General features: G+C 59.2%; 26 protein-coding genes. 12 read left to right on the forward strand and 14 right to left on the reverse strand.

Annotated elements, in window-relative coordinates; all coding sequences use genetic code 11:
* Window positions 1-87: 87 nt before the first annotated feature.
* Window positions 88-1,146: a PA0069 family radical SAM protein gene (locus tag CLU80_RS13965; protein WP_099757634.1), complete on the reverse strand. Its 1,059-nt coding sequence runs from the start codon at window positions 1,144-1,146 to the stop codon at window positions 88-90.
* Window positions 1,147-1,373: 227 nt separating this feature from the next.
* Between CLU80_RS13965 and CLU80_RS13970 the strand changes: the two genes are divergently transcribed.
* A complete protein-coding gene (locus CLU80_RS13970; RefSeq protein WP_093429490.1) occupies window positions 1,374-1,676 on the forward strand; it encodes a hypothetical protein in 303 nt (100 codons plus the stop codon).
* Window positions 1,677-1,883: 207 nt separating this feature from the next.
* On the forward strand, window positions 1,884-2,159 hold the full coding sequence (locus CLU80_RS13975; protein WP_093429489.1) for a hypothetical protein: 276 nt from the start codon (window positions 1,884-1,886) through the stop codon (window positions 2,157-2,159).
* Window positions 2,160-2,218: 59 nt separating this feature from the next.
* Here CLU80_RS13975 and CLU80_RS13980 read toward each other — a convergent pair whose 3' ends face one another.
* Genes CLU80_RS13980 through CLU80_RS13990 form a run of 3 tightly spaced genes read right to left on the reverse strand, consistent with a single transcriptional unit; the run spans window position 2,219 to window position 6,066 of the window.
* A complete protein-coding gene (locus CLU80_RS13980; protein ID WP_099757635.1) occupies window positions 2,219-3,520 on the reverse strand; it encodes a c-type cytochrome in 1,302 nt (433 codons plus the stop codon).
* A gap of 12 nt (window positions 3,521-3,532) precedes the next feature.
* Window positions 3,533-5,317: a GMC family oxidoreductase gene (locus tag CLU80_RS13985; RefSeq protein WP_034152261.1), complete on the reverse strand. Its 1,785-nt coding sequence runs from the start codon at window positions 5,315-5,317 to the stop codon at window positions 3,533-3,535.
* Between the two features lie 2 nt (window positions 5,318-5,319).
* Complete coding sequence (locus CLU80_RS13990; protein ID WP_099757636.1) at window positions 5,320-6,066, reverse strand: gluconate 2-dehydrogenase subunit 3 family protein; 747 nt, start codon at window positions 6,064-6,066, stop codon at window positions 5,320-5,322.
* 303 nt (window positions 6,067-6,369) lie between these two features.
* Here CLU80_RS13990 and CLU80_RS13995 point away from each other — a divergent pair, with 303 nt between their 5' ends.
* Window positions 6,370-7,014, forward strand: a complete 645-nt coding sequence (locus CLU80_RS13995; RefSeq protein ID WP_093429486.1) for a dual specificity protein phosphatase family protein — start codon at window positions 6,370-6,372, stop codon at window positions 7,012-7,014.
* A gap of 49 nt (window positions 7,015-7,063) precedes the next feature.
* Here CLU80_RS13995 and CLU80_RS14000 read toward each other — a convergent pair whose 3' ends face one another.
* Both CLU80_RS14000 and prlC read right to left on the reverse strand, forming a co-directional pair.
* Window positions 7,064-7,351 carry a YheV family putative zinc ribbon protein gene (locus tag CLU80_RS14000; RefSeq protein WP_093429485.1) on the reverse strand — a complete coding sequence of 96 codons (288 nt, stop codon included), beginning with the start codon at window positions 7,349-7,351 and terminating at the stop codon, window positions 7,064-7,066.
* Window positions 7,348-9,399, reverse strand: coding sequence for an oligopeptidase A (prlC, locus tag CLU80_RS14005; protein ID WP_099757637.1), 2,052 nt, complete (start codon window positions 9,397-9,399; stop codon window positions 7,348-7,350). Before prlC ends, CLU80_RS14000 begins: the two co-directional genes overlap by 4 nt.
* A gap of 88 nt (window positions 9,400-9,487) precedes the next feature.
* Here prlC and CLU80_RS14010 point away from each other — a divergent pair, with 88 nt between their 5' ends.
* Window positions 9,488-10,033: a gamma carbonic anhydrase family protein gene (locus tag CLU80_RS14010; RefSeq protein ID WP_099757638.1), complete on the forward strand. Its 546-nt coding sequence runs from the start codon at window positions 9,488-9,490 to the stop codon at window positions 10,031-10,033.
* A 28-nt stretch (window positions 10,034-10,061) separates the two neighbouring features.
* Window positions 10,062-10,712: an HAD family hydrolase gene (locus CLU80_RS14015; protein WP_093429482.1), complete on the forward strand. Its 651-nt coding sequence runs from the start codon at window positions 10,062-10,064 to the stop codon at window positions 10,710-10,712.
* Between the two features lie 93 nt (window positions 10,713-10,805).
* Here CLU80_RS14015 and CLU80_RS14020 read toward each other — a convergent pair whose 3' ends face one another.
* Window positions 10,806-11,888: an aminopeptidase gene (locus CLU80_RS14020; protein ID WP_099757639.1), complete on the reverse strand. Its 1,083-nt coding sequence runs from the start codon at window positions 11,886-11,888 to the stop codon at window positions 10,806-10,808.
* A 59-nt stretch (window positions 11,889-11,947) separates the two neighbouring features.
* On the opposite strand from CLU80_RS14020, the gene CLU80_RS14025 reads away from it, so the two are divergent.
* Both CLU80_RS14025 and CLU80_RS14030 read left to right on the forward strand, forming a co-directional pair.
* Entirely contained in the window at window positions 11,948-12,370 is a 423-nt protein-coding gene (locus tag CLU80_RS14025) for a PA0061/PA0062 family lipoprotein (protein WP_034152270.1), read from the forward strand.
* Window positions 12,371-12,410: 40 nt separating this feature from the next.
* Entirely contained in the window at window positions 12,411-12,830 is a 420-nt protein-coding gene (locus tag CLU80_RS14030) for a PA0061/PA0062 family lipoprotein (RefSeq protein WP_099757640.1), read from the forward strand.
* A 6-nt stretch (window positions 12,831-12,836) separates the two neighbouring features.
* Here the strand turns inward: CLU80_RS14030 and CLU80_RS14035 are convergent, their stop codons facing one another.
* Both CLU80_RS14035 and CLU80_RS14040 read right to left on the reverse strand, forming a co-directional pair.
* Window positions 12,837-13,076: a DUF1161 domain-containing protein gene (locus CLU80_RS14035; protein ID WP_099757641.1), complete on the reverse strand. Its 240-nt coding sequence runs from the start codon at window positions 13,074-13,076 to the stop codon at window positions 12,837-12,839.
* A 246-nt stretch (window positions 13,077-13,322) separates the two neighbouring features.
* Window positions 13,323-13,754: an OsmC family protein gene (locus CLU80_RS14040; protein WP_093429478.1), complete on the reverse strand. Its 432-nt coding sequence runs from the start codon at window positions 13,752-13,754 to the stop codon at window positions 13,323-13,325.
* Between the two features lie 242 nt (window positions 13,755-13,996).
* Between CLU80_RS14040 and CLU80_RS14045 the strand changes: the two genes are divergently transcribed.
* On the forward strand, window positions 13,997-14,998 hold the full coding sequence (locus CLU80_RS14045) for an LLM class flavin-dependent oxidoreductase (protein ID WP_034152274.1): 1,002 nt from the start codon (window positions 13,997-13,999) through the stop codon (window positions 14,996-14,998).
* Between the two features lie 279 nt (window positions 14,999-15,277).
* Here CLU80_RS14045 and CLU80_RS14050 read toward each other — a convergent pair whose 3' ends face one another.
* Together CLU80_RS14050 and CLU80_RS14055 are read right to left on the reverse strand one after the other, a co-directional pair.
* On the reverse strand, window positions 15,278-15,499 hold the full coding sequence (locus CLU80_RS14050) for a DUF1161 domain-containing protein (RefSeq protein ID WP_099757642.1): 222 nt from the start codon (window positions 15,497-15,499) through the stop codon (window positions 15,278-15,280).
* A gap of 127 nt (window positions 15,500-15,626) precedes the next feature.
* The gene (locus CLU80_RS14055) at window positions 15,627-15,842 is read right to left on the reverse strand and encodes a dodecin (protein WP_003220389.1); all 216 of its coding nucleotides are present in this window, start codon (window positions 15,840-15,842) and stop codon (window positions 15,627-15,629) included.
* A gap of 157 nt (window positions 15,843-15,999) precedes the next feature.
* On the opposite strand from CLU80_RS14055, the gene CLU80_RS14060 reads away from it, so the two are divergent.
* Window positions 16,000-16,326 (forward strand): ElaB/YgaM/YqjD family protein, encoded by a 327-nt coding sequence (locus tag CLU80_RS14060; RefSeq protein ID WP_007911686.1) that lies wholly within the window; start codon window positions 16,000-16,002, stop codon window positions 16,324-16,326.
* On the opposite strand, the gene CLU80_RS14065 is transcribed toward CLU80_RS14060, so the two are convergent.
* A complete protein-coding gene (locus CLU80_RS14065; protein WP_099757643.1) occupies window positions 16,299-17,216 on the reverse strand; it encodes a LysR family transcriptional regulator in 918 nt (305 codons plus the stop codon). The two genes, CLU80_RS14060 and CLU80_RS14065, sit on opposite strands and share 28 nt — an antisense overlap.
* A 114-nt stretch (window positions 17,217-17,330) precedes the next feature.
* Between CLU80_RS14065 and trpB the strand changes: the two genes are divergently transcribed.
* The 3 genes from trpB (at window position 17,331) to CLU80_RS14080 (ending at window position 19,941) form a co-directional block, all read left to right on the forward strand.
* Window positions 17,331-18,563, forward strand: coding sequence for a tryptophan synthase subunit beta (gene trpB / locus CLU80_RS14070; RefSeq protein ID WP_095049514.1), 1,233 nt, complete (start codon window positions 17,331-17,333; stop codon window positions 18,561-18,563).
* Window positions 18,563-19,375: a tryptophan synthase subunit alpha gene (gene trpA / locus CLU80_RS14075; protein WP_099757644.1), complete on the forward strand. Its 813-nt coding sequence runs from the start codon at window positions 18,563-18,565 to the stop codon at window positions 19,373-19,375. The genes trpB and trpA overlap by 1 nt, the downstream gene beginning before the upstream one ends.
* Window positions 19,376-19,497: 122 nt before the next feature.
* Window positions 19,498-19,941, forward strand: a complete 444-nt coding sequence (locus CLU80_RS14080) for an anti-virulence regulator CigR family protein (protein ID WP_093429474.1) — start codon at window positions 19,498-19,500, stop codon at window positions 19,939-19,941.
* Window positions 19,942-19,988: 47 nt separating this feature from the next.
* Here CLU80_RS14080 and CLU80_RS14085 read toward each other — a convergent pair whose 3' ends face one another.
* Both CLU80_RS14085 and CLU80_RS14090 read right to left on the reverse strand, forming a co-directional pair.
* Window positions 19,989-21,950 (reverse strand): DUF7844 domain-containing protein, encoded by a 1,962-nt coding sequence (locus tag CLU80_RS14085; RefSeq protein WP_099757645.1) that lies wholly within the window; start codon window positions 21,948-21,950, stop codon window positions 19,989-19,991.
* Entirely contained in the window at window positions 21,947-22,267 is a 321-nt protein-coding gene (locus CLU80_RS14090) for a DUF2388 domain-containing protein (protein ID WP_007911662.1), read from the reverse strand. The genes CLU80_RS14085 and CLU80_RS14090 overlap by 4 nt, the downstream gene beginning before the upstream one ends.
* Window positions 22,268-22,279: the final 12 nt, after the last annotated feature.

Genomic DNA, 22,279 nt, shown 5'->3' on the forward strand with positions numbered 1-22,279 from the left:
CTAGCACGTGTGTTCCAGGTCACAAAAAACGTGACTGAGTGATTTCGGCGGAAGGATTCCAACCCCTCAACCATAGGCTAATTGTCGCTAAATCAATGACATCTGGCGACCCGGCGGACAGAAGGCAGTGCAATCGAGGTTGTAGCTTTCGCGGTGATTGATGCCCAGACGCTTGATGGCTTTGGCAAATCGTTGCGCGAGCAGGTCGGCGAACACTCCTTCGCCGCGCATGCGTGCGCCGAAACGGCTGTCGTAGAGCTCGCCGCCACGGCTCTGGCGGATCAGGCTCAGCACATGCGCGGCGCGTTGCGGATAGTGCGCCTGAAGCCATTCTTCGAACAGCGGCGCCACTTCCAGCGGCAGACGCAGCATCATATAGGCAGCGCTTTGTGCTCCGGCCGCGTGGGCTTCGTTAAGCAGGTTTTCGATCTCGCTGTCGTTGATCATCGGAATCATCGGCGAACACAGCACGCCGACCGGTATGCCTGCTTCGCGCATGACCCGAATGGCGCGCAATCGCGCTTTGGGTGCAGCAGCGCGCGGTTCGAGGATGCGTTTGAGCTCGTCATCGAGCGTGGTCAGGCTGATCATCACCGCGACCAGGCGTTGCTCGGCCAACTCAGTCAGCAGGTCGAGATCGCGCAGAATCAGCGAGCCTTTGGTGACGATGGTCACCGGGTGCCGGTAACGCAGCAGCACTTCGAGGGTCTGCCGGGTGATTTTGTGTTCGCGCTCGATCGGCTGATACGGATCGGTGTTGGAGCCCAGATTGATCGGCGCACATTGATAGCCTTTTTTCCCGAGCTGTTCTTCCAGCACTTGGGCGGCGTTGGTCTTGGCGATCAGCCTGGTTTCGAAGTCCAGCCCTGGCGACATGTCCCAGTAAGCGTGGCTGGGCCGTGCGTAGCAATAGATGCAGCCATGCTCGCAGCCACGGTAGGGATTGATCGAGCGGTCGAAGGGCAGATCCGGAGAGGTATTGCGGGTAATGATGGTTTTCGCGGTTTCGATCATCACCTCGGTGCCTTGGGTCAGCGGCACCTCTTGATACCAGCCGTCATCCTCGGTCACCGAAAGGTTCGGCGCGAAGCGATTGTGCGGGTTGCTGGCGGTGCCGCGACCGCGCTGGGGAAGAGGGTTGATCATTGGGCAGGCTCCTGATCTGTATATGCATACAGTACATGAGCGAGCCCACGTTGATCCAGTACCGTTCAGCGATGGGATACTTGCTGAGTTACAAAATTTATATATAGGTGCAGAGCCGAAGTACAACCCGAGATACATATGTTCGATTGTCGTGACAAGTTATCAAAGATAGTCTTGGCTACTTCGAGTGGTTCTTGTCCGATAACTAAATTAAAAGGATTTAATTCATGTCTTACCTCAATCAGCGCGGTGTCTTTGTGCAAATGATGCAACCCAATGCATCGGAACCCAACACGATTGTTTCGATGCAACTGGCACGAAAGGAACTGGGCTGGAACGCCGAACAGGAACTGCCCACCGAGGCACTGGTCGACTCGATCTACGTGGTGGCGGTGTCCAGCGACCGTGGCAAAACGTTCACTGTTCGCACCAACAAGAAAGATGTGGACGGTGATGGCGATATTGATAACGACGACAAAACGAAGTTGATTGCACTGGCCAAGGCTTATGTAAGTATCGTTAATCCGTAATTGAAAATTCAAGAGTCTCACAGCAAATGAAAATAAAGTCCTGCATGACGACTCATGCAGGACTTTATTGTTTTAGAAGAAAAGACGGTAAATGACAGGTGGCCAGTAAAAGACTGGCTGGGTATACACCCTGTCAACTCTGACAGTAGACCGGAATTTTCGCCAACCCTAATCTCAAGCACGTAATCAATCTGAAGGGTTTCATCCATGGCTATCAGAATACTGCTGGAAATTGCGGATATGGATCGAGATGGAACTCCGGAAATCGCGTTTTACCACTACAGCGAAGACGCGACCGAAATGATGGATTACGACTATGCGCTTTTTGCTTCGTCGTCGCAGGCCAATGGTCGTTATGACGTGATCTGCGAAGACGCCGTCGATGCTGACGGTGATGGCGACATCGACAAATATGACGAGAAGCTCTATCTGCAACTGGCCGATGCATTTGCGCAGTTCAAAGGCTTTCAGTCCAAGCGTTGACCGTCCGCTGGCACCGCACGAAAAGTCGGACCGTGCCAGCGGAGTATCAATCAGGTCCGTCAGTTATGCGTGGTGACTTGCCCCAAATCATCCCCGGAAGTCGTTTGCATATCGTTCTTGCGTAGATTGGCTACATCTTCAGCGTCAACCGGCGCGCCTTTGTTGCCCCAACTGCCACGAATGAAACTCACCACATCCGCCACTTCCTGGTCCGACAGGCGCCAGGCAAAGCCCGGCATGGTGAACGTCGACGGTGCCGTGTGCGTCGCCGGCAACGTACCGCCCTTGAGCACGATGTGAATCAACGAAGTCGAGTCTTCCGATTGCAGCACCGGATTGCCCGCCAGCGCCGGGAACACCCGGGTGTAGCCGTGACCATCGGTGCGGTGGCACGCCGCGCAGTTGTCGATGTACACCGCAGCTCCGCGCTGACTGTCGTCACCGTTCCACAAGGCTTTGGCGGCTTTTTCATCGTACTGATGCGGTTGATCGTTCGGATCAGTGGCCGGCAGTGATTTGAGGTAGCGGGCAATCGCGGTCAGGTCGGCATCGGTCATGTATTGCATGCTGTGGGTGACCACGTCGCTCATGCCGCCGAACACGGCGCTGCGGTCGCTGCGCCCGGTCTTGAGGAACTGCACCAGTTGTTCCTCGTTCCAGCTGCCGAGGCCATCCTTGTGATCGCCGCGCAGACTCTTGGCGATCCAGCCTTCCAGCGGCGCACTGCCGGCGAGGAAGGTTGTGCCGTCAGCCGCACTCAGGGATTTTTCCTGCATGGTCAGCGCGCGTGGCGTATGGCAGGCACCGCAATGGCCGAGGCCTTCGACCAGATACGCGCCACGGCTGATGACGGCGTCGTCACCGACTGCCTTGTAGTCCTCGACCTTCGGCGCAAACATCCAGCGCCAGCCCATCAACGGCCAACGCATGCTCAACGGCCACGGAATGTCGCTGGCCTTGTTTTCCTGCGCCACCGGTTTTACGCCGTGCATGAAGTACGCGTACAACGCTTGCATGTCGGTTTCGCTGACACGCGCGTAGGACGGATACGGCATCGCCGGGTACAACGTACTGCCGTTTTTGGCGACGCCATGGCGGACCGCCTGATCGAAGTCTTCGAAGCTGTATTCACCGACGCCGGTTTTATCCGGGGTGATGTTGGTCGAGTAAATCGTGCCGATCGGGGTTTCCATCGGTAGGCCACCGGCGAACGGTTTGCCGCCCTTGGCGGTGTGGCAAGCCACGCAATCACCGGCGCGGGCGAGGTATTCGCCTTGCTTGATCAAAGCTTGATCAACGTCGGCCGCATGAATGGAGGCACTGCCGAGCAGCGCCAGAGTCGCGATAACGAGATTTTTCATGGTCATCGCTCCTTAAGCCTGAACCAGCGGGCCGGGGTTTTTCAGGTATTGCTCGCGGATCGCCTTCGCCGACCAATAGGTCAGCGCAGCAACCAGCCCGGTCGGGTTGTAACCGAGGCCCTGCGGGAAGGCCGAGGCGCCCGGGACGAAGACGTTGTGCACGTCCCAGCTCTGCAAGTAGCGGTTCAGCGCGCTCTTCTTCGGATCGGTGCCCATGATCGCGCCACCATTGAGGTGGGTGGTCTGGTACGACGCCGTATTGAAGTGGTCGCCGACTTTCTTGCCGATCACCGCGATGGCTTTCGGGCCCATCGCTTCGGCGACCTTGCCCATTTTCTCGACCATGAAGCGGTTCATCTTGATGTCGTTTTCCTGCCAGTCGAAGGTCATCCGCAGCAGCGGCAAGCCGTAGGCGTCGCGGTACACCGGATCGAGATCGAGGTAGTTGCCACGGTAGGACTGATGCGCGCCGTGGGCGTCCATCGACACCTGGTGGGTGTAGTAATCGGCGGTCGCGCGTTTCCAGGCACTGCCCCACGCAGGTGTGCCCGGTGGGTTCGAAGTGCCGGCAATCGGCCGGCTGCCGGCCTGGTTGACCCACATCGGCGAGCCACCGACGAAGCCGTGCGGGCCGTGGTCGAAGTTGTCGGCGTTGAAATCGTCCAGCGCCACGCCGTTACCGCCGGCGCCAATGAAGTTGTTGGTGTGGGTGTCCTTGTCGAAGAACGCCTTGATGGTCGCCATGTTCTGGTAGGCAAAGTTACGCCCGACCACGCCTTCGCCGCTGATCGGGTCGTATGGCTTGCCGATGCCGGACAGCAGCATCAGACGCACGTTGTGCAACTGGAATGCGCCGAGGATCACCAGATCCGCCGGTTGCTCGATCTCGCGACCCTGAGCGTCGATGTAGGTCACGCCGGTGGCTTTGCTCTTGGTGCTGTCGAGGTTGATGCGCAGCACGTGGGCGTTGGCGCGCAGTTCGAAATTCGGCAGCGGTTTCAGCGCCGGCAGAATGTTCACGTTCGGCGAAGCTTTGGAATACATGTAGCAGACATAGCCGCTGCAGAAACCGCAGAAGTTGCACGGGCCCATTTGCGCGCCGTAAGGGTTGGTGTACGGTCCGGAGGTGTTCGCGGACGGCAGGTTATAGGGTTTGTAACCGACCTCTGTAGCCGCTTTGCCGAACAGCTGTGCAGACACCGTGTTCTTCTGCGCTTCCAGCGGGAACGGGTTGGAGCGATCCGGCGCGTACGGGTTGCCGCCCTTGCCCTGACCGACCAATTGGCCTTTCACCGTCCAGGCCTGGCCCGAGGTGCCGAAGACTTTTTCGGCGAAATCGAAGAACGGCTCCAGTTCTTCATAGCTGACGCCGAAGTCCTGGATGGTCATGTCCTTGGGGATAAAGCTTTTGCCGTAGCGCTCTTCGTAGTGGCTACGCATGCGCAACTCGATCGGATCGACTCGGAAGTGCACGCCCGACCAGTGCAGTCCGGCGCCGCCAACACCATTGCCCGGCAGAAACGCGCCCAACTGGCGGTTCGGCAGGGCGATGTCGTTGACGCTGTGGCGAATGGTGACGGTTTCCTTGGAGATGTCCTGAAAGAGTTTTTTGCGCACGCTGTAGGTGAGTTCGTCGATCACCTGCGGATAGTTGCCGTCCGGGTAGGTGTCCTGCATCGGCCCGCGCTCCAGCGCCAGCACGTTGAGACCCGCTTCGGTCAGCTCCTTGGCCATGATCGCGCCGGTCCAGCCGAAGCCCACGATTACTGCGTCAACCTTCTTCATTACCGTTGCCATGCTTACGCCCTCTCGCCGCGAATCGAAACTGCCGGGAAGGGGTATTGCTCGTTACGTTCCACCCAATCCATGAAATCGGCGCGGGCGCCGGGGAAGCCGATCATGGTCCAGCCGACCATGCCTTTGTTGCCACCGTGGATCGGGTCGCAGAAGAACCCTTCCTTGGTGTTTTGCAGCAGCAGATTGAAGAAAATCTTTGCCGGAACCGCATCGAATTGCGGCTTGCCAGCTTCGAGTTGCTTGAGCAAATCGTCTCGGGTAGCGCTGTCTTGCTCAGCAAATACTTTACCGTTGAGGGATTTTGCCCACTGATCCGTGGCGGCGATGCCGAGTCGATAGATCTCTTTGGGCACCAGTTTGCTCTGCCAACCCATTTCCGGAGCGGCGTCGGCATTGAACGGGCCTTGCATGTACCAAAGCGCACCGGCGGCGTACGGTGTGTTCATCTGCCGGTCGATGTATTCCGGGACACCGGCTTCTAGCGCACCCGGACCTTGGGCATCGTTGGGGATCAGCTGTGCGACGGCGGCATTGATGAACGCCCATTCTTCGGCGGTGAAATAGCTCGGCTGATACACGCTGGCATCAGCGCGAACCGGTTGCGGCGCGGGCGCAGCAGGTTTGGCTTCAGGCGCTGCTTGCAAGACGCTGCTGCCCAGACCGGTGCCAGCCAGGGTGACCACCGGAATCAGGGTCAGGGATTTGCGCAAGAAATCACGCCGCGGGTTGTCTCGACTTTCATCAGACATGGGGTGCACCTCATCAGGCATTAGGGGACAGCCGCTTCTGCGAACGGCTTGAGGATTTTTCGTCGCGACGTGACGGTATGACCCGGAAAATGGGGACGCGTCTGCAACATCGTGTGACAAATGGTAGCAGGCTAAGCTTCGGGATGAATCGATTCAGTGGAAAAAAACAGCGGTTTTCCGCATGCCAGTGCATGAAACCGTGCGGATTCACGATTCTTTGACAAGCGCCTCACAGGGCTTTGACCGCTCAACATCGAAGCTGCAGTTCCTCTCACCGATGAACCCCGACACGGTTACCCCAGCATGTCCCGAGTGCGTTTTTTTTCCGCTTTGTGCTTATCGCTATTGGTGCTGTTGCCCTGGATGCCTGCCCAGGCTGCGGCAACTGCGACAGTTCGTCCTGCTGATTGGGCGCAACCGGTCGAAGTGCAATACAACCTGTTCCAGATGTCGCCGACGCTCTATCGCAGCGCCTTGCCCGATGGCGGTGCGGTGCCGTTGCTGAAGAATCTGAAAGTCGCCACGGTGATCAACTTCCTTCCGGAAGCGGACAATAACTGGTTGTCCGAGCCGGGCATCAATCAGGTGCAATTGCCTTACCGCACCAATCATGTCGATGACGCCGATGTGCTCAAGACTCTGCGCGCGATTCAGTCCGCCGAAGCCAACGGTCCGGTGTTGATGCATTGCAAACACGGTTCTGACCGCACCGGCCTGATGGCGGCGATGTACCGGATCGTGGTGCAAGGCTGGAGCAAGGAAGATGCGCTGAATGAAATGACTCAGGGCGGATTTGGAGAAAGCGGTCATTTCAAGGATGGCGTGCGTTATGTGATGCAGGCCGATGTCGACAAGCTGCGCACCGCTCTGGCCAATGGTGATTGCAGCACCAGTGCGTTTGCCACCTGCTCGATGAAGAGCTGGTTTCAGTCAGTCAATCTGAAGTAATCCGCTACCTTCCACGACATTGCATCGTGGAAGGTTTTCAAGCTGCAGCTCAGTCTTCGGATTTCTTCTTGAGCTTCGGATTCGGGAAGAACTGTACTGCCTGCACCGTCTTGTCCGGCGCAGGTTTGTTCAGCGCGCTGGTGTTGACCCGCGTGCCCAGTTCTTTCGGTACCGACAGCCCTTGCTCGTTTAGCGTATCCGAGTAACCGCAGGCCACACATTCGCGGTGCGGCACGCCGTCCTCGTTCCACATCATCAACTTGTCCGGCTCGCTACACGCGGGGCAGACCGCCCCGGCGATAAAGCGTTTCTTGGTAATCACAGGTGCCTCACTCATGCTGCCGCGTCCTCACTCAGGCCGCTGTGGCGCAAGAGTGCGTCAATCGATGGCTCACGGCCACGGAAGTCGACGAACAGCACCATCGGCGCCTGCGAACCGCCGCGCGCGAGAATCGCTTCACGGAAGGCCCGACCGGTTTCAGCGTTGAGCACGCCGTCTTCTTCGAATTTCGAGAAGGCATCGGCCGACAGCACTTCAGCCCACTTGTAGCTGTAGTAACCCGCCGCGTAACCGCCGGCAAAGATGTGCGCGAAGCTGTTCGGGAAACGGTTATAGGCCGGTGGACGCATCACCGACACCTCGTCACGCACGCCTTCGAGCACTTGCAGCACGCTGCGGCCGTCGCCGTGGGTGGCGTGCAGTTCGAAGTCGAACAGCGAGAACTCCAACTGACGGACCATCATCAGGCCGGACTGGAAATTCTTCGCCGCGAGCATTTTTTCCAGCAGGTCCTGGGGCAGCGGCTCGCCGCTTTCGTAGTGACCGGAAATCAGTGCGAGGCCTTCCGGCTCCCAGCACCAGTTTTCCATGAACTGGCTCGGCAGCTCGACCGCGTCCCATGCCACACCGTTGATTCCGGAAACGCCGGCGTGATCAACGCGGGTCAGCAGGTGATGCAGGCCATGACCGAATTCGTGGAACAGCGTGGTCACTTCATCGTGGGTCAGCAGCGCAGGCTTGCCGCTGTCGGCCGGGGTGAAGTTGCACACCAGATTGGCCACCGGGCTTTGCAGCACGCCGTCGACGGTGCGGCGACGGTCGCGGGCGCCATCCATCCAGGCACCGCCACGCTTGTTGGCGCGGGCGTAGAGGTCGAAGAAGAAGCGGCCGACGTGCTGGCCGTTTTCCTTGATTTCGAACAGGCGCACGTCCGGATGCCAGGTGTCGAAACCTTTCTGTTCAGCGATTTCGATGCCGTACAGACGCTGCACGATGGCGAACAGACCGCCCAGCACTTTGTCGATCGGGAAGTAAGCGCGCAGGGTTTCCTGAGCAACGCTGTAGCGTTGTTCACGCAGCTTCTCGCCGTAGAAACCGCTGTCCCAGCTTTGCAGGTCGGCGCAGCCCTGTTCGGCGGCGTAGGCGCGCAGCTGTTGCAGATCCTGCGCAGCGAACGGCTTGCTGCGCTTGGCCAGATCGCGCAGGAAGCTCAGCACCTGATCGCTGGATTCAGCCATTTTGGTGGCCAGGCTCAGCTCGGAGAAACTGGCGAAGCCCAACAGTTTGGCCAGTTCCTGACGCAGGTCGAGGATCTCTTCCATCACCGGGCCGTTGTCGTTCTGACCGGCGTTCGGACCTTGGTCCGAGGCGCGGGTGCAGTAAGCGGCATAGACTTCTTCGCGCAGCGCGCGGTCTTGCGCGTAGGTCATCACCGCGTAGTAGCTCGGAAATTCCAGGGTGATCAGCCAGCCGTCGAGGCCTTTGGCCTGTGCGGCAGCAGCCATTTGCGCCTTGGCTGAATCGGTCAGGCCGGCGAGGGCGGCTTCGTCGGTGACGTGCTTGGTCCACGCCTGAGTGGCGTCGAGCAGTTGATTGGAGAAACGGCTGCCCAGCTCGGACAGTTTGCTCTGCACTTCGGCGTAGCGTTTCTGTTCGGCTTCCGGCAGGTCGATACCCGACAGACGGAAATCACGCAGGGCGTGATCCAGAATAGTCTTTTGCGCCACGTCGAAACCGGCGGCTTCCGGGCTGTTGGCCAGCGCTTCATAAGCCTGGAACAGCTCGCGGTTCTGGCCCATCTCGGTGGAGTAGGCGCTCAAGGCCGGCAGGCATGACTCGTAGGCTTCACGCAATTCGGCGCTGTTGCACACGGCATTGAGGTGGCTGACCGGGCTCCAGGCAGCACCGAGGCGATCATTAAGTTCGTCCATCGCCAGTACCAGGCCGGACCAAGTCGGGTTCTGAACCTGAGTCTTGAGGATTTCGGCAATGGCGGCGCGGTTGTCGGCCAGGATCGTTTCGATGGCGGGCAGGACGTGTTCGGCACGGATCGTGGAGAACGGTGGCAGGTCGTAGGACTGCAGCAGAGGGTTGTTCACGCTCACGGTTGGCACCTTGGCTGGGGAAACATTGCCCCATCTTAATTACAATCGACATTCACCGCAGCTATCGGCGACAGAGAGAGAAATTATCGTGTCCGTTCGCAAGTACCAGAATCACACCCCGCACTTGAACAAAGGCGCGTTTGTCGACGGCTCGGCGGTGGTCATCGGCGACGTCGAAATCGGTGAAGACAGCTCTGTCTGGCCGCTGACCGTGATCCGTGGCGACATGCACCGCATTCGTATAGGTGCGCGCACCAGCGTCCAGGACGGTTGCGTGCTGCACATCACCCACGCCGGCCCGTTCAATCCCGACGGCTTCCCGCTGCTGATCGGCGATGACGTCACCATCGCCCACAAAGTCATGCTGCATGGCTGCAGTGTTGGCAGCCGCGTGTTGATCGGCATGGGCAGCATTGTCATGGACGGCGCGGTGGTCGAGGACGATGTGATCATTGGCGCCGGCAGCCTGGTGCCACCGGGCAAGCGTCTGCAAAGCGGCTTCCTCTATGTGGGTAGCCCGGTGAAACAGGTGCGAGAACTCACCGACAAGGAAAAAGCCTTCTTCACTTACAGCGCGGCGAACTACGTGAAGCTCAAGGACCTGCATCTTGCCGAAGGTTACGACCAGCTCTGAATTGCCTTACAACTGCTCAGGATTTCTCATGCATTACCAGACCGTACTGTTCGACCTCGATGGCACCCTGACCGACCCGCGTGAGGGCATCACCCGTTCCATCCAGTTCGCCCTCGCCAAGCTCGGCATCGATGAGCCGGACTTGACCAAGCTGGAACACTTCATCGGCCCGCCGTTATTGCAGGCGTTCATGCAGTTTTACGGATTCGATGAGGCCAAGGCATGGCAGGCGGTGAATTTCTATCGCGAGCGCTTCAAAGTGACGGGCCTGTACGAGAACCGTGTGTTCGATGGCGTCACGCCGTTGCTGGAAACCCTCAGTGGCCAAGGCCGGCAGCTGTATATCGCCACCTCGAAGCCGTGGGAATTTGCCCGCGAGATCGCCCGGCATTTTGATTTTGCCCGGCACTTCAAGGTGATCTACGGCAGTGAGCTGGATGGCACGCGGACCAACAAGGTTGAGTTGATTGCGCATCTGATCGAGGAAGAAGGGCTGGATCCTGCGGATACGCTGATGATCGGTGACCGTAAGCATGACTTGATCGGGGCGCGCAGCAATGGGCTGGATGCGGCGGCGGTCGGTTATGGGTTTGGCAGTTTTGAAGAGTTGAGTGCCGAGGCGCCGGCTTATCACTTTGAAACGCTGGACGAGTTGCATCAGGCGTTTCTGCAGCGCTGATTAGATTGCTATCGCGAGCAGGCTCACTCCTGCATGTGGAACGCATTCCCCTGTAGGAGTGAGCCTGCTCGCGATGACGCCCTTTCAGCCACCTCAGACTTCCGGATATGCCAACGCTTTCAGTGCCGCCTTGCGCTCAGCGGCCGGCAGTCCACCCAACCGCTCTACCTCAGCATAAAACCTCAGCCAATCTCCCCCGACCTTTTTGAATAGTGTCGAAAACGCGGGGACCCACTGGTCATAAAGCCCAAACGGCAACAACCGCGCATTGTTCAGCGGCGCATTCACCCAAGCGTCATAACGCTTGTCCCCGGACCACTGACTGTCCCTCATCAGCCGATAACTCCGGCGAAACTGCTCGAACTCGGCCGCTTTGCGCTCGCGCATTTGCTCAACCGGCATTGACTGCACGTAAAGCTTCTCCAGCCGTGAACGGGTATCGAGGACCAATTCAATAAACTGATCGCGCTGCTTCAGCCGCGAATCGGTATCCACCGGCAACCCGCGAAATGCTCGCCACTGCCGCGTGCCTTCCTGCTCGACAAACGTGGCGAAGGATTCGTTGAATTCGGTGTCGTCTTTCACATAAAAGCGCTGATGCGCCAGCTCATGAAAGATCAGCGTGGCCAGGCGCTCGTCGCCCCAGCCCATCATCGAATTAAGAATCGGGTCATTGAACCAGCCGAGCGTCGAATAGGCCTCGACGCCGCCAATCGATACGTCCATGCCCTGCAATCGCTGGATCGCCGCTTCACCGCGCGCCGCGCTCTGGCTGTAATAACCGCGATAGGCCACGCAGCCGGCAATCGGGAAGCAATGGTTCTGCGGTGTCAGGGAGAACTCTTGAGTGGCGAACACATTCCACACCACGTACGGGCGATGGATGTCGGCGTACAGGCGATAGCTCTGGTTATCCGGCAAATGCAGATGCTCGCTGGCAAAGGTACGGGCCTTTTGCGACTGCGCCAAGTGGGTGCGCAGAGTGGCGTCGCGGCTCGGATCGTTGATCACCTTTTCCACAGGCTCGCGCGCCCGCAGCAATTGCAGTTGGCCGCTGGCCAACTGCGTGTAATAGCTGACGCTGGCGCAACCGTTGAGCAACAAAAACATCACACCCGGAAACAAAATCCGAAAAACGCGATCAAGTAACCCAAGGCTTGGAAACGGCCTGCTCAAAATAAGAAATCCCCCGGAGAGTCTGCCCGCAAGACTATCCCGCCTTAAGGAGCACCGCTATGCGCATGTTGATGCTGTCAGGAGGCCTGCTGACGCTGGCCGGTTGTGCCGGATTCGGAATGCCCGATCCTGACCCTTCGCAAGCCTGGATCGATTTGGATGCCCGGCAGCAGGACACGGCGCTGCAAGCGCTGCAGGTCGATACCCAAGCGACTGCCGACAAACGCTACTTTGAAGTACAGCCCGGCAGCCATGAGTTGAAGGTGCGTTATCAATTTCCGGTCGAGGCGACCAACATCGGTCCCGACGCTGAGCCGCTGTGGCGCGATTGCCAGTTGAGCGTGAAATTCAAGGACTTCAACGCCGGCCAGCGTTATCAGTTGCAGGCCGGCAGTATTGGTTTCCGGCCTTGGGCCAAGCTCTATGACGAGCAGCGCAAAGTGGTAGGCCAAGGCACGCCGGCAGGCTGTCAGCGAACCTGAACGGCGCTATGCTGAGTATTCAGATCAGTGGATATTCGTCATGCGCCAGTTGCTGTTGTTGTTCGTTGCCAGTCTTGTGGCCGGTTGTCAGACGCCATTGCCCCCGGTCGATCCGCAGATGGCCTGGGTCGATTTTTCGACGCCGACACCCGGCGGTAAAGTGCTCATGGCCGAGCGACTCGACAAACAGCGACTGAATGACGGGCGCTACTTTCAGGTCACGCCGGGCAGCCACGAATTGCGCGTGCGGTTTGATTTCGAAGTGTTTGGTGGTGGCGGCAGTTTGATGAACGGCCCGGTAGAGCGGTTGTGTTACCTGTACATCCGCTACGACCATTTCGAGGCCGGGCAGCGTTATGTGCTGGAAGGGCGTTCGCTGGGGTTCACACCGAGCGCCCGGCTGTATAACGCCAAGCGAGAAATCGTCGCCGAGGATTACGACTACAACTGCATTATCTAGTCAGGTTCAGCGATCGTTCTTCTGATAAATGATCGCTTTGGTGCCGTTGTCGCAGGTGCCGACGACCATCGCCACATCGTGTTTGTCGGCCTCTTCCTTGCTGACGATTTCCAGCGTGTAAGACGGCACGGCGTTGGCCTGAATTTTTACTTCGATTTCGTTCTTCAGTTCTTCGCAATCTTTGGGTGCTGCAATGACAGAAGTGGCCAGTGCACTGCAGAGGATCGCCAAGCCAATACGTTTCATGAGTGAAGCTCCCTGAGGCAGCGCGCACGGGTGTGCGCTGAAGCTGCTGTCATTTATTCGACCATATTTTTACAGCGAGGGTTCTGACTTCGCTCACAACTTGTGTTTTTGGTTTCAAACCTGTGTCGATCTCGAGATCGCCTTCGCGAGCAAGCTCGCTCCCACAATGTTCCGGTTTAGTCAGAACCAATGTGGGAGCGAGCTTGCTCGCGAAGGCGTCGGCAAAGCCAGCGCCTGTTTCGAAGCTTAAGAAATCAGCGAAGCCTCAAGCGTAATCTTCGCATTCAGCACTTTCGAGACCGGGCACCCTTCCTTGGCCTTGTTGCTCAGCTCTTCAAACTGTTCCTGCGTCGCCCCAGGGATTTTCGCCTTGAGGATCAGCTTCACCGCGGTGATCGCGAAGCCGCCATCCACCTGGTCCAGGGTCACTTCAGCCTGAGTATCAATGCTGTCGGCCTTCAGGCCCGCATCGCCGAGAATCATCGAAAACGCCATGGAGAAGCAGCCGGCATGCGCGGCGCCGATCAGCTCTTCCGGGTTAGTGCCCTTACCGCCCTCAAAGCGCGCCTTGAAGCCGTAAGGGGCTTCTCTGAGGACACCGGTTTCGGTGGAGATCGAGCCGATGCCGGTTTTCAGATCGCCTGCCCAATGTGCGGATGCTTTCTTCACGATAGCCATGTCTGCCTCCTCAAGATCTGACGCGGAAACGCCGCGTCGTCGTGGTTTTTGCTTGCAAGGCTTCTGAGGATAGACGCCGCAGCAAAGTTCAGCCCGGCTGAATCGTTGACTTTTTTAGTAGGAAATTTCATCACTGCTATTGAAACTCGGGTATATGCCCTCATTGCACAAAACACGCTTATGGATTCGGCAGGTTTTCGTTTGCAAGAAGAACCTGCCTCCTCACTCGGAGACGCAGGTTTATGAAGCAACTGTCCGACGTAAAATTTTCCACCCTCGATCTGGTACCGGTGCGCGAAAACGGCAGCCCGGCGCAATCGCTGCGCAACTCGCTGGATCTGGCGCAGCACGTCGAGAAATTCGGCTACACGCGGTTCTGGGTGGCCGAACACCACAACATGGACGGCATTGCCAGTTCCGCCACCTCGGTGCTGCTGGGTTATCTGGCGGGCGGGACGTCGACCATCCGCGTTGGCTCCGGCGGCGTGATGCTGCCCAACCATGCGCCGCTGGTGATCGCCGAGCAGTTCGGCACCCTCGAAAGCCTCTATCCGGGACGGATCGATCTCGGCCTGGGCCGCGCGCCCGGCTCCGATCAGATGACTGCTCGGGCGTTGCGCCGTGAACGCTCCGGCAGCGCCGATGATTTCCCCGAAGACGTCGCCGAACTGGTGCGCTACCTCGGCCCGCGCACGCCGGATCAGCGCGTGATCGCGATGCCGGGCACCGGCACCAATGTGCCGATCTGGCTGCTCGGTTCCAGCCTGTTCAGTGCGCAATTGGCTGGTGAACGCGGCTTGCCTTACGCCTTCGCCTCGCATTTCGCCCCGCGCTTCATGCACGAGGCGATCCGCGTTTATCGCAATCACTTCAAGCCTTCGGCGGTGCTCGACAAACCGTACGTGATGCTCGGCGTGCCGCTGGTGGCGGCGGATACCGATGAACAAGCCGATTACCTGGCGACGTCGGTGTACCAGCGCATTCTCGCGTTGATGCGCGGGCAGAGCCTGGTGCAGCGTCCGCCGGTGAAAACCATGGATGGCTTGTGGCTTCCGCATGAGCGTGAGGCGGTGGGGGATTTCCTCGGGCTGGCGATGGTGGGGAGTCCGCAGAAGATCCGCGCCAAGCTGGAAGTGCTGGTTGAGCAGACCCAGGCGGATGAGCTGATTTTCACCAGTGATCTGTATGAACACGCTGATCGGGTGCACTCGTACGAACTGCTCGCGCAGGTCATGAAGGGCTGAAAAGCCGAAAGGCACCCTCACCCTAGCCCTCCCGAAACGTCGGACCGCCCGGAGGGAGAGGGGACTGACCGGGTTGAATGTTCGAGATACATCGACCTGAAAAATCGAGTCGAACTCAGGATCTGAACAACCCCCGATTGGCTCCCTTTCCCCTCGCCCCCTTGGGGGAGAGGGTTGGGGTGAGGGGGTTCGATTTCAAACCCACCAAAAATCTCAAATCCCGAACACAAAAAAGCCGACGCCTTCACGTCGGCTTTTTGTATTTCAGGCGCGATCAGCTCACTTCTTGTAGACGATTTCCTTCGAGCCACCTTCGCATTTGCCAACGACTTTGCCACCAGCGGCAGCGCCCTTATCAACAATCTCCAGCGAATACCCGGAAACGCCCTTGGCATCCAGCTTCGCCGCAATCTCGCTTTTCAGCTCTTCACATGGCTTGCCGGCAGCAAACGCACCACCCGCAAGGCTCAACAAACCTACTGCCAACATGAACTTCTTCATCGGTCGCACTCCCTGGTCGGATTAAAAGAGGCGGGCATCGAGCGTTGACCCGATGCACTCACCCTGTAGCGCTTTGCCATTCCTATGGCACTCGGCCAGCGCGCAAGTTCAGAAGACTAGACCAAACTCAGCTGCTGGCAATGCGGAAGCCGACTTTCAGCGTCACCTGAAAGTGCGCCGCCTTGCCGTCCTTGATGTGGCCACGGGTGTCGACCACTTCAAACCACTCAAGATGCTTGATGCTCTTGTTGGCTTCGGCCAGCGCGTTGTTGATGGCGTCTTCGATGCTGCTGGTGGACGAACCGACCAGCTCGACTTTCTTGTACGTGTGATGGTCACTCATAACGATCTCCTTGGCGTGTGGAATTGAGACTAGCAGTGAATCTGCACTGTTGATTTCGGCGGCACCGCGCAGGCGAAGTTCAGATTTTCTGCACTTTCTCAAACCGCTGAAGTCCCAACCAACACACGCCACTCATCACCAATGCAGGAGAGCCACCATGGCCAACACCTCTTTACGTAAAGCCTCGTTGCAAAGCATGGAAGCCGAGATCGAGAGTCTGCTCAAATCGTTGGAAAGCTTGAAAGACGACGCTTCGGACGAGTCGCGCAAGACCCTCAAGGCGCTGAAAAGCAATGCCGAAAGTGCGCTGAAGCACTCGCGCCACCTGCTCAGCGATGCCTACGAAGAAGTCAAAGTGAAAACCCGCGAAACCGGGATCGCCACCCGTGATTACGCTCAGGAACATCCATGGACGACGGCCGGTGTGGCCGTCGGTGCGATCGGTCTGCTGGCGGCTTACTTGCTGTTCAAGCGCGGCGAGTGATCCGTCTGGCGCAGTTCGTTCTTGAGCCATTGCGCCAGTTGCCGGGCGCGCCCGTCTGCGGCGCGCTTGGGTAGCCACAACGCCAGTTGCGCCGGGGTTTCACAGAAACCCCATGGCGCAACCAGGCGACCGGCCTTCAAATCTTCCGTCACCAGCGGCTCCGGCGCGATGGCCACGCCAAGGCCTGCCACTGCTGCTTCCAGCAAGTAATACAAATGCTCGAAACCTTGCCCTAACTTCAGCGCTTTTGCGTCGAGGTGGTTTTGCTGTGCCCAACTCGGCCAGGCCTGAGGGCGCGAGGTGGTGTGCAGCAACGGCTCATTGAGCAGCGCCGAGGCAGGAGCGGCCTGCAAAGGTTGATAACCGCTGAACAGCGGACTCATCACCGGGCCGATACGTTCTGCGGCCAATTCATAGACCTGCATGTCCGCCGGCCACGGTGGTTCGGCGAACAGCAGCAAAGCATCCAGCCCCGGGCGTCGTGGATCGAGATCGCCTTCGCCCGCCGACAGGTGCAGCCGCAAATCCGGCAGATCGGCATTCAATCGCCCCAGGCGCGGAATAAACCAGCGCGCCAGCAGGCTTCCAGAGCAGCCGAGTACAAACGGCGCATCCGCCGTGCTTTGCGTCAATTCAGCGCAAACACTGCGCAAGCGGTCAAACGCCTCGCCACTGGCATCGCGTAAACGTATACCGGCATCTGTGAGTTTCAAGCCGCGCCCATCTTTGACGAACAGACTGACGCCAAGGTGCTCTTCCAGCACCTTGAGCTGACGACTGACGGCGCCATGGGTGACGTGCAGCTGTTCGGCGGCCTGACTGACGCTGTTCAGTCGGGCGGTCGCTTCGAACGCGCGCAAGGCGTTCAGCGGGGGAAGGTCGTGGCTCATGGTATCTGTGAGTTTTCCTGACAGGTTGTGGCGATCTTATCGGTTTTCAGCGTAGAAGGTCAGGGGTAGAGTGGTCGTCATTGTCTTTTGACCCGAATTCACCTGGAGCGACTCATGACCCAGACTTCGAACACCTCTGATCTGCGTAACGGCCCTGACGCCAACGGCCTGTTCGGTTCGTTCGGTGGCCGCTACGTGGCGGAAACCCTGATGCCGCTGATCCTCGATCTGGCTCGTGAATACGAAGCGGCCAAGGAAGATCCGGCGTTCAAAGAAGAGTTGGCCTACTTCCAGCGCGACTACGTCGGACGTCCTAGCCCGCTGTATTTCGCCGAACGCCTGACCGAGTTCTGCGGCGGCGCGAAGATTTATCTCAAGCGCGAAGAGCTGAACCACACCGGCGCGCACAAGATCAACAACTGCATCGGCCAGATCCTGCTGGCGCGGCGCATGGGCAAGAAACGCATCATCGCCGAGACCGGCGCCGGCATGCACGGCGTGGCCACGGCTACCGTCGCTGCACGTTTCGGTCTGGACTGCGTGATCTACATGGGCACCACTGACATCGAACGTCAGCAGGCCAACGTCTTCCGCATGAAGCTGTTGGGCGCTGAAGTAATTCCGGTGGTGGCCGGCACCGGCACCCTTAAAGACGCGATGAACGAAGCCCTGCGTGACTGGGTGACCAACGTCGACAACACGTTCTACCTGATCGGCACCGTGGCCGGCCCACATCCATACCCAGCAATGGTTCGCGACTTTCAGGCCGTCATCGGCAAGGAAACCCGTGATCAGTTGCAGGCTCAGGAAGGTCGTCTGCCGGACAGCCTGGTAGCGTGCATCGGTGGCGGTTCCAACGCGATGGGCCTGTTCCACCCGTTCCTCGACGACAAGAGCGTTGAAATCATCGGTGTTGAAGCCGCCGGTTACGGCATTGAAACCGGCAAGCATGCGGCGAGCCTGAATGGCGGCGTTCCGGGTGTGTTGCACGGCAACCGTACCTTCCTGCTGCAGGACGACGACGGCCAGATCATCGACGCTCACTCGATTTCCGCCGGCCTCGATTACCCAGGCATTGGTCCTGAACACGCGTGGTTGCATGACATCGGCCGCGTTCAGTACACCTCGGTGACCGACGACGAAGCGCTGGATGCGTTCCACAAATGCTGCCGCCTGGAAGGGATCATTCCTGCCCTGGAAAGCGCCCACGCCCTGGCTGAAGTGTTCAAACGTGCACCGAAGCTGCCGAAGGATCACCTGATGGTGGTCAACCTTTCCGGCCGTGGTGACAAAGACATGCAGACCGTCATGCACCATATGGAACAGTCTAAGCAGGAGAAACACTGATGAGCCGCCTGCAAACCCGTTTTGCCGACCTCAAAGAACAGAACCGCGCTGCGCTGGTGACCTTCGTCACCGCCGGTGACCCGGACTACGACACCTCGCTGGCGATCCTCAAAGGCTTGCCGGGTGCTGGCGCCGACGTGATCGAGTTGGGCATGCCGTTCACCGACCCGATGGCCGACGGCCCGGCGATTCAACTGGCGAACATCCGTGCCTTAGGCGCCAAGCAGAATCTGCTGAAAACCCTGCAAATGGTTCGCGAGTTCCGCGAGGGCAACAGCGACACCCCGCTGGTGCTGATGGGCTACTTCAACCCGATCCACATGTACGGCGTTGAGCGCTTCATCGTCGATGCGAAAGAGGCTGGCGTCGATGGCCTGATCGTGGTCGACATGCCACCTGAGCACAACGCCGAGCTGTGCGACCCGGCGCAGGCTGCGGGTCTGGACTTCATCCGCCTGACCACGCCGACCACCGACGATGCGCGTCTGCCGAAGGTGCTTAATGGCAGTTCCGGTTTCGTTTACTACGTGTCGGTCGCCGGTGTGACCGGTGCCGGCGCGGCGACGCTGGAGCACGTTGAAGAGGCGGTGACCCGTCTGCGTCGCCATACCGATCTGCCGATCAGCATCGGTTTCGGCATCCGCACGCCGGAGCAAGCGGCGTCCATCGCGCGTCTGGCCGACGGTGTGGTGGTGGGTTCGGCGTTGATCGATCACATCGCCAACGCGACCACACCCGACCAGGCCATCGACGGCGTGCTGAGCCTGTGCTCGGCTCTCTCCGAAGGCGTGCGTAAGGCCCGCGTCAGCTGAAGGTAAAGTTCCTGATACAGAGGAATTAGCGCCTCGCGGCACAGACTAATCCAGCAAGACCGAGGGATTCAGAACCACGTTCTGAATCCCTTTTTGCTGTTTGTGCCGTGAGGAAAGATCCGATGAAAATGCCGAAACGTCTGATGGCCGGACTGGGCGTGCTGATGATCAGCGTGACACCGCTGCTGGCCAGCGCCGATCCGCGCGATGATCATGACCACGGCGGCCCACAGCAGGGCCAATACAACAACCATGGTAATGATCACCGTGGCCCGCAGAACGATCACCGTGGCGGCCCGCCGCCGCACGACTTCGGCCCGGTGCGCCAGACCATTCGCGATAACCATGGCTACTTTGTACGCGGTGCGCCGCCGCCTCCGGGGATTCATCTGGAGCGTGGCCGGCCGTTGCCGCACGGCTATTACGGCGAGCGTCTGGATAATCGGGCGTTAGGTCGTCTGCCGGTGTACCCGGGTTACGAATGGCGCCGGGCGGGGGGTGATATCGTGCTGATCGCGGTGGGCACCGGGATCGTCTACGAAATTCTCGATGGCGTTTTGTATTGATCTGCAGGCAATAAAAAAGACCGCAGCCATTGGCTGCGGTCTTTTTTTCAGGGCAGCTCCAGTCCGCCGGAGGCCTTGTGCAGTTTGCGCAGATGCGCGCCGATCTGCTTCACGTTCTCCTCACTGGCCGCAATTTCGGCGGCCCGCTTCGGCTCCAGCAACTTACGCACTTCTGCATCCAGATCTCCGGACAGTGCCAACAGCTTCTTCTGCCGCTGACTGCTCTCCGCTTCGAGTCGACTGAACTCGGTCGGCTGCGGCAATCCGTAACCCTTGGAATCGAGCAATTCCGCCGGACGACTGAGGAACCCGCTGTTGGCGAGGATTTCCTGCAAGGTCGCGTTGGCCTTGTCCATGCCGCCGTTTTCCAGCTCCCGCGCGCCGAGGTAGCGTTGCTTGACCTCATCCTGAGCCAGCAACAACTGGCGTCGATAACTCGCCTGCTCCAACAGCAGCAGGGCGGCGCTGGTACGCAAGTCGGCGCGTTCGAACCACTCACGGCGTTCTTCGGCTGTCAGCGAAAGCCATTCCTCGACGGTGTTCTGTTTGATCGGCAATTGCTTCTTAAGCACATCGAACATGGCCTGATAGCGATCGCGGAACGAGTCGAAGCGGTAGCCAAGACGCAACGCTTCTTTCGGATCATCCAGCACACTGGTGTCCGCCAGACCACGGCCCTTCATCACTTCCAGCAAGCCGTTGGGCATGATGCTGTCCAGACCCACGAACTGGCTGTTGTCACTGCCGCTGCGCAACAGTTTCAGACCTTCCACCGCACAGTTGTTGGAGAGGAAGAAGTAGTTGCCGTCGTAGCTCCAGTGCATTTCGGCGGCGTGTTCGACCACGCCTTCGATCTCGTCCCGTGACAGGTTCAGCGGCACGGAAGCGAGGCTGCGCAGTTCGGTCTTGGTGTATTCGTCGATGACCTGCGCGAGCGGCAGCACGAACAGGCGCGACGGGTACTTGCCGACCAGTCCGTCCCAGCTCGACAGCTGTACATCGCCGACAAAGGCGCGGTAGGACAACACCAGATGCTGATCGAGGTCGAGCCGGCAATCCGGCCCGCGCGGGCGACCCGGTGCACAGATCACCAGACGCAACATGCTGTGGCCCCAGCGGCTGACCCAGTTCTGATTGGCCTCGGCCAGTAGATAGTCGACGGCGTAGACCCGCTCGGGATCGACCTGCCCCAAGGGTTGCTTGGCGAAGTCGTTGCCGGCATTGAGGAAGGAGAAGGTCTTGCTGCAGGTGTCCTTGGCCGGCGGTGTCCAGCCGAAGTGCTGCTGGTAATAGCGATACAACGCCGGGCGACGGCAGGCATAGCTCGGGTCGAGGAGGAAATACTCCATGTTGACCGCGACAAACTCCTTCGGGCTGGAGATTTCGTACAGGTCCGGGCTGCGCGCGATCTGGCGGTTGTGTTGTTCGCGCTCACCCCGACGGCCGACGTATTGCTGCCAACCGGCGAGATCGAGCAGGCGTGGGTCATCACTGAGGGTGAAACGCCGCCCGTTCTGCCCGCGACACTCATCGGGAATGCCGATCAGCCCGGCGCTGTTGAAGCGGCGGGTGCAGCGCTGGATTAGCGTGCGCTCGGCGTCCGGCCACAAGCGCGCGCGATCGTAAATGTGGGTAATTTCGTGCAACACCGTGGCGAGCAATTCCTGGCGCACAGTGCCGTGGGGGCGATTGGTTTTTTCTTTGGCTGCACTGCCGTCAGTGAGGCTGGCCAGCAGTTTGCGATTCAGATCGAGTTCGGCAACGAGCGTGGCCTGGCCGTAAGCGTTGGCGGGCATGTCGTCGGTCCAGCCGACATCGATGCGCCGATCCAGCCGCTCGATAAAGCTCGGCGGCAGCTTTTGCATCGCCTCATCGATCAGCGCCTGGCTGGCCTGTTGTTGGGCGGGGCTCAGACCGTCGGTCTTGAGCCGCAATTGCAGGCCGGCGTGGGCGCTGTTGCCAAGCAGCAACAACGCCCCGGCCAGCAGCCAGGTGCCGAGTGACTTCACAGTGCGAGGATGGCTTCGGCGAGAACCTGATCGCTGGCGTCGCGCGCTTCCGGCACACGGGTGCGCAGGGTGTTGAGCGCGGCTTCCAGATGCGCGCCACGGATATCACCGTTAGTGGCGACGAAACTGGCGGCATCATCGTGTGCTTCGCGGATGATTTTCGAATCGCGGATCGACGTGGTGGTGTCGGAAGTGAAATCGATAGTGCGCTGGGAGGCACGAACGATGATGTTACTGGTGGCTACCAGGGTGTGCGCCTGGGCCACGTCGGCCAACAAAAACAGGCCAAGGGCGGCAGCAATCAGCGGGCTACGCATGGAACGACTCCG

The organism is Pseudomonas sp. 29 (assembly GCF_002754355.1).
GTDB lineage: Bacteria > Pseudomonadota > Gammaproteobacteria > Pseudomonadales > Pseudomonadaceae > Aquipseudomonas > Aquipseudomonas neuropathica.

What these genes read in the sequence shown, in the direction of transcription:
- CLU80_RS13965 (WP_099757634.1), bottom strand. Translation starts at nt 1,146, where the DNA reads ATGATCAACCCTCTTCCCCAGCGCGGTCGCGGCACCGCCAGCAACCCG.
- CLU80_RS13970 (WP_093429490.1), top strand. Translation starts at nt 1,374, where the DNA reads ATGTCTTACCTCAATCAGCGCGGTGTCTTTGTGCAAATGATGCAACCC.
- CLU80_RS13975 (WP_093429489.1), top strand. Translation starts at nt 1,884, where the DNA reads ATGGCTATCAGAATACTGCTGGAAATTGCGGATATGGATCGAGATGGA.
- CLU80_RS13980 (WP_099757635.1), bottom strand. Translation starts at nt 3,520, where the DNA reads ATGAAAAATCTCGTTATCGCGACTCTGGCGCTGCTCGGCAGTGCCTCC.
- CLU80_RS13985 (WP_034152261.1), bottom strand. Translation starts at nt 5,317, where the DNA reads ATGGCAACGGTAATGAAGAAGGTTGACGCAGTAATCGTGGGCTTCGGC.
- CLU80_RS13990 (WP_099757636.1), bottom strand. Translation starts at nt 6,066, where the DNA reads ATGTCTGATGAAAGTCGAGACAACCCGCGGCGTGATTTCTTGCGCAAA.
- CLU80_RS13995 (WP_093429486.1), top strand. Translation starts at nt 6,370, where the DNA reads ATGTCCCGAGTGCGTTTTTTTTCCGCTTTGTGCTTATCGCTATTGGTG.
- CLU80_RS14000 (WP_093429485.1), bottom strand. Translation starts at nt 7,351, where the DNA reads ATGAGTGAGGCACCTGTGATTACCAAGAAACGCTTTATCGCCGGGGCG.
- CLU80_RS14015 (WP_093429482.1), top strand. Translation starts at nt 10,062, where the DNA reads ATGCATTACCAGACCGTACTGTTCGACCTCGATGGCACCCTGACCGAC.
- CLU80_RS14025 (WP_034152270.1), top strand. Translation starts at nt 11,948, where the DNA reads ATGCGCATGTTGATGCTGTCAGGAGGCCTGCTGACGCTGGCCGGTTGT.
- CLU80_RS14030 (WP_099757640.1), top strand. Translation starts at nt 12,411, where the DNA reads ATGCGCCAGTTGCTGTTGTTGTTCGTTGCCAGTCTTGTGGCCGGTTGT.
- CLU80_RS14035 (WP_099757641.1), bottom strand. Translation starts at nt 13,076, where the DNA reads ATGAAACGTATTGGCTTGGCGATCCTCTGCAGTGCACTGGCCACTTCT.
- CLU80_RS14040 (WP_093429478.1), bottom strand. Translation starts at nt 13,754, where the DNA reads ATGGCTATCGTGAAGAAAGCATCCGCACATTGGGCAGGCGATCTGAAA.
- CLU80_RS14045 (WP_034152274.1), top strand. Translation starts at nt 13,997, where the DNA reads ATGAAGCAACTGTCCGACGTAAAATTTTCCACCCTCGATCTGGTACCG.
- CLU80_RS14050 (WP_099757642.1), bottom strand. Translation starts at nt 15,499, where the DNA reads ATGAAGAAGTTCATGTTGGCAGTAGGTTTGTTGAGCCTTGCGGGTGGT.
- CLU80_RS14055 (WP_003220389.1), bottom strand. Translation starts at nt 15,842, where the DNA reads ATGAGTGACCATCACACGTACAAGAAAGTCGAGCTGGTCGGTTCGTCC.
- CLU80_RS14060 (WP_007911686.1), top strand. Translation starts at nt 16,000, where the DNA reads ATGGCCAACACCTCTTTACGTAAAGCCTCGTTGCAAAGCATGGAAGCC.
- CLU80_RS14065 (WP_099757643.1), bottom strand. Translation starts at nt 17,216, where the DNA reads ATGAGCCACGACCTTCCCCCGCTGAACGCCTTGCGCGCGTTCGAAGCG.
- trpB (WP_095049514.1), top strand. Translation starts at nt 17,331, where the DNA reads ATGACCCAGACTTCGAACACCTCTGATCTGCGTAACGGCCCTGACGCC.
- trpA (WP_099757644.1), top strand. Translation starts at nt 18,563, where the DNA reads ATGAGCCGCCTGCAAACCCGTTTTGCCGACCTCAAAGAACAGAACCGC.
- CLU80_RS14080 (WP_093429474.1), top strand. Translation starts at nt 19,498, where the DNA reads ATGAAAATGCCGAAACGTCTGATGGCCGGACTGGGCGTGCTGATGATC.
- CLU80_RS14090 (WP_007911662.1), bottom strand. Translation starts at nt 22,267, where the DNA reads ATGCGTAGCCCGCTGATTGCTGCCGCCCTTGGCCTGTTTTTGTTGGCC.